The sequence below is a fragment of the Gynurincola endophyticus genome (assembly GCF_003991195.1).
In the GTDB taxonomy this organism is placed as follows: domain Bacteria; phylum Bacteroidota; class Bacteroidia; order Chitinophagales; family Chitinophagaceae; genus Gynurincola; species Gynurincola endophyticus.
On record NZ_RCWL01000017.1, the window covers coordinates 1 to 5,338 of the forward strand.

2 tRNA genes and 2 rRNA genes are annotated in these 5,338 nt (G+C 47.8%); all 4 read right to left on the reverse strand.

Annotation, left to right across the window (positions count from 1 at the left end):
- Positions 1-15 precede the first annotated feature (15 nt).
- The 4 genes from D9O48_RS18620 to D9O48_RS18635 all read right to left on the reverse strand — a co-directional run bounded on the left by D9O48_RS18620 (position 16) and on the right by D9O48_RS18635 (position 4,983).
- Positions 16-2,898 (reverse strand): 23S ribosomal RNA (locus D9O48_RS18620).
- Positions 2,899-3,156: 258 nt separating this feature from the next.
- Positions 3,157-3,233, reverse strand: a tRNA-Ala gene (locus D9O48_RS18625).
- 15 nt (positions 3,234-3,248) lie between these two features.
- Positions 3,249-3,323: transfer RNA gene (locus D9O48_RS18630), tRNA-Ile, on the reverse strand.
- 131 nt (positions 3,324-3,454) lie between these two features.
- Positions 3,455-4,983 (reverse strand): 16S ribosomal RNA (locus D9O48_RS18635).
- The 16S and 23S rRNA genes sit together here with 2 tRNA genes alongside, the layout of an rRNA operon.
- Between the last annotated feature and the right edge of the window lie 355 nt (positions 4,984-5,338).

Genomic DNA, 5,338 nt, shown 5'->3' on the forward strand with positions numbered 1-5,338 from the left:
AAAAAATAATTAAAAAAATTAAAGCGTACGGGTAATTAGTACTACTCGACTTTGTTGTTACCAACTTTACATCTATAGCCTATCAACGTCATAGTCTCTGACGACCCTTAAAAGAATACTCATCTTGTGGTAGGTTTCACGCTTAGATGCTTTCAGCGTTTATCCTGCCCGGACGTAGCTACTCTGCACTGCACCTGGCGGCACAACAGATACACCAGCGGTCCGTACAACCCGGTCCTCTCGTACTAAGGTCATGTCCACTCAATATTCTAACGCCCATCACAGATAGGGACCGAACTGTCTTGCGACGTTCTGAACCCAGTTCACGTGCCACTTTAATCGGCGAACAGCCGAACCCTTGGGACCTTCTCCAGCCCCAGGATGTGACGAACCGACATCGAGGTGCCAAACCTTTCCGTCGATATGAGCTCTTGGGAAAGATCAGCCTGTTATCCCCGGAGTACCTTTTATCCTTTGAGCGATGGCCCTTCCATGCAGAACCACCGGATCACTTTAGCCGGCTTTCGCCCCTGCTCGACGCGTCTGTCTCACAGTCAAGCTCCCTTATACTAATGCGCTCTGCGTACGATTACCAACCGTACTGAGGGAACCTTTGCAAGCCTCCGTTACTTTTTAGGAGGCGACCACCCCAGTCAAACTACCCACCATACAATGTCTCCCGTCAGGGATTAGACTCTAAGCAAACGAAGGTTGGTATTTCAACGACCGCTCCACAAATACTGGCGTACCTGCTTCATAGCGTCCCAACTATGCTACACATCGGTTGCTCAAAATCAATGTAAAGTTGTAGTGAAGGTTCACGGGGTCTTTCCGTCCCGTGACGGGTAACCGGCATCTTCACCGATACTACAATTTCGCCGGGCTCGTGGAGGAGACAGTGTTCAACTCATTAGACCATTCGTGCAGGTCGGAACTTACCCGACAAGGAATTTCGCTACCTTAGGACCGTTATAGTTACGGCCGCCGTTTACTGGGGCTTCAGTCAGAAGCTTTGGATTGCTCCGAACATCCTTCCTTAACCTTCCAGCACCGGGCAGGTATCAGGCTCTATACGTCATCTTTCGATTTTGCAGGGCCCTATGTTTTTGCTAAACAGTTGGTTGAACCATTTTACTGAGACCATATCGCTATGGTACGCTTTATCCCGAAGTTACAGCGTTAATTTGCCTAGTTCCTTCTCCACGGCTCACCCGAGCACCTTAGGCTATTCGCCTCGACTACCTGTGTCGGTTTGCGGTACGGGCTGCTTTAAACGAACCTTAGAAGTTTTTCTCGGAGGTATGATTAGGACCACTATCAGCTTTGCCAGAAGCATTGCTGTACTATCACGTTCGACATCCCAAACGCATTTAACTATCCGGGATATATCTACACGCTTTAACGGGAACTTCCGTTGCCCCGCGGGTCTTTCACAACCTCGTCACTCCATCGAATTTAAAGCAGGTATAAGAATATTAACTCATTTTCCATCGACTACCCCTTTCGGGTTTGCCTAAGGACCCGACTAACCCTGATCCGATTAACGTTGATCAGGAACCCTTAGTCTTACGGTGAAGTAGTTTTTCACTACTTTTATCGCTACTTATGCCTACATTTTCGTTTCTGAACGCTCCAGCATACCTCGCGGTACACCTTCGACGCTGATCAGAATGCTCCCCTACCGAATACACGCCGAGCGTGCATCTTAGAGCTTCGGTGGTATGTTTGATGCCCGATTATTTTCCGCGCAGGATCTCTCGACCAGTGAGCTGTTACGCACTCTTTAAATGAATGGCTGCTTCCAAGCCAACATCCTGGCTGTTATAGAAATCCCACCTCGTTTGATCAACTTAACATACGCTTAGGGACCTTAGCTGCTAATCTGGGTTATTTCCCTCTCGGCCACGGATCTTAGCACCCGCAGCCTCACTGCCGTAGATATTTATTAGCATTCGGAGTTTGTCAGGGTTTGGTAGGCGGTGAAGCCCCCTAGCCCAATCAGTAGCTCTACCTCTAATAAACTTCTGTTATACGACGCTGTTCCTAAAAACATTTCGGGGAGAACGAGCTATCTCTCAGTTTGATTGGCCTTTCACCCCTATCCACAGGTCATCCCAAAGCTTTTCAACGCTAACGGGTTCGGACCTCCAGTGTGTGTTACCACACCTTCATCCTGCCCATGGATAGATCACAAAGTTTCGCGTCTACCCCCACTAACTAAACGCCCTGTTCGGACTCGCTTTCGCTACGGCTCCGTTACTGAAGAACTTAACCTCGCTAGTGAGGAGTAACTCGTAGGCTCATTATGCAAAAGGCACGCCGTCACAACCTATTGTTGCTCCGACCGCTTGTAAGCGCACGGTTTCAGGTACTATTTCACTCCCTTATTCAGGGTACTTTTCACCTTTCCCTTACGGTACTGGTTCACTATCGGTTTCTGAGGAGTATTTAGCCTTACCGGATGGTGCCGGCAGATTCAGACAGGATTCCTCCGGTCCCGCCCTACTCAGGATACCACACGTCCTCAACAATTTCCGCTTACGGGACTTTCACCCCCTATGGTGCCACTTTCCAGAGGCTTCTGCTTGATGTTGATTTCTAAAAGTGGTCCTACAACCCCGAAGCAGCACGCCGCTTCGGTTTAGGCTCTTCCCTGTTCGCTCGCCACTACTTAGGGAATCATTATTATTTTCTTTTCCTCCGGGTACTTAGATGTTTCAGTTCCCCGGGTTGACTCTCCTTTCGGAGTGATACCTCTTCAAGGTACCAGGTTGTCCCATTCGGAAATCTCGGGATTTAATGCTTGTGTGCAGCTCCCCCGAGCTTATCGCAGCTTACCACGTCCTTCATCGTCTCTCAGAACCTAGGCATCCACCATGCGCCCTTAAGTGCTTTAAAAGAGTTACAAACCGTTACTCGTCATTTACAACTAAAAATTTTATTTAGAATCTTACGATTCTCCCAATATGTCAAAGAACTTCACAAGTATTGTTGCAACTTGTCACCCTCCTTCCAAAAAATTCAGGTGTACTGCAGATAATTAAGTTTCGAACTTACTACTCAGCCTCTCAGGCATTATCTTACTTCGTTTGAAAAGAACTACTACTACTACTACTATGACTTACTGTCCTACTCTCGTCCCTCCGCTTCAAAAAATGGTGGAGGATAACGGATTCGAACCGTTGACCCCCTGCGTGCAAGGCAGGTGCTCTAGCCAGCTGAGCTAATCCCCCAGCAAATACATTGCGTAGACCCGACCAGATTTGAACTGGTGACCCCTACATTATCAGTGTAGTGCTCTAACCAGGCTGAGCTACGGATCTAGGTAGCCCGTCTTATTCGGGTTACTATTAAAAGAACTTTCTTATAATATTTTTTTCTACTCAATATCGCTTGATCAATATGAAAGTAAAGTGAAGCAACAACTAAAAAGACAATCCTCACAGCGCTCTAAAAAGGAGGTATTCCAGCCGCACCTTCCGGTACGGCTACCTTGTTACGACTTAGCCCCAGTCACTAGTTTTACCCTAGGCAGCTCCTTGCGGTTACCGACTTTAGGTACACCCAGCTTCCATGGCTTGACGGGCGGTGTGTGCAAGGTCCGGGAACGTATTCACCGTATCATTGCTGATATACGATTACTAGCGATTCCAGCTTCATGGAGTCGAGTTGCAGACTCCAATCTGAACTGAGAAGAGGTTTTTGAGATTTGCGCCTTGTTGCCAAGTGGCTGCTCTTTGTCCTCCCCATTGTAGCACGTGTGTAGCCCTGGGCATAAAGGCCATGATGACTTGACATCATCCCCTCCTTCCTCACGTCTTGCGACGGCAGTTTCATTAGAGTTCCCAGCTTAACCTGATGGCAACTAATGATGGGGGTTGCGCTCGTTGCGGGACTTAACCCAACACCTCACGGCACGAGCTGACGACAGCCATGCAGCACCTTACTGGCAGTGTATTGCTACAAAATCGGCTTTCACCGACGGTCTACCAGCATTCTAGCCCAGGTAAGGTTCCTCGCGTATCATCGAATTAAACCACATGCTCCACCGCTTGTGCGGACCCCCGCCAATTCCTTTGAGTTTCAACCTTGCGGTCGTACTTCCCAGGTGGGATACTTAATGCTTTCGCTCAGACTCTAACGGTGTATCGCTAAGGTCGAGTATCCATCGTTTAGGGCGTGGACTACCAGGGTATCTAATCCTGTTCGCTACCCACGCTTTCGTGCCTCAGCGTCAATCATCGTAAAGTAAGCTGCCTTCGCAATTGGTGTTCCATGTCATATCTATGCATTTCACCGCTACATGACATATTCCGCTTACCTACACGATATTCAAGATATATAGTATCAACGGCAGTTCCCAAGTTAAGCTCGGGGATTTCACCACTGACTTACATACCCGCCTACGCACCCTTTAAACCCAGTGAATCCGGATAACGCTTGCACCCTCCGTATTACCGCGGCTGCTGGCACGGAGTTAGCCGGTGCTTATTCACCTGGTACCGTCAACTGCAATAGATATCGCAGGTTTCTTCCCAGATAAAAGAAGTTTACAACCCAGAGGGCCGTCATCCTTCACGCGGCATGGCTGGTTCAGACTTGCGTCCATTGACCAATATTCCTTACTGCTGCCTCCCGTAGGAGTCGGGCCCGTGTCTCAGTGCCCGTGTGACTGGTCGTGCTCTCACACCAGTTACTGATCGAAGGCTTGGTAGGCCGTTACCCTGCCAACTACCTAATCAGCCGCACGCCCATCTTTAAGCGCCGGAGCTATAATAGCTAAGTGATGCCACTCTACTATCTTACGTGGTATTAATCCAAGTTTCCCTGGGCTATCCCACACTTAAAGGAAGGTTGCGTACGTGTTCCGCACCCGTTTGCCGGTCGCCACCCAAATATTGCTATCCTGTGCTGCCCCTCGACTTGCATGTATTAAGCCTGCCGCTAGCGTTCATCCTGAGCCAGGATCAAACTCTCCATTGTAAATGAGTTTTGATCTTGGTTACTCTAAAAAAGAATAACGTTCGATGCGTTAATTTTTTGTCGCTCAGATTCTCTTACCAATAAATAATAAATTAATTATTGTGCTGTTGCTTCCAAACTTTCAAAGATCTTCAGGCTCCTTTTTACCAGAAACCTATAAACAATATCTGTAAATTAATATTGATCACTTTTTTCAAGAACTATCTCCCGGTACCCTTTACTCACAATTACTTGATTTTCAACCGGGTTGCAAAGGTAAGTGAGTTTCAGATAACCGCCAAATTTTATCTTGACTTTTTTTTCTCTCCCTCCTTCCGCCCTCCAAAGAACTCGCTTTTTTCAAAGCCCGTTTTTT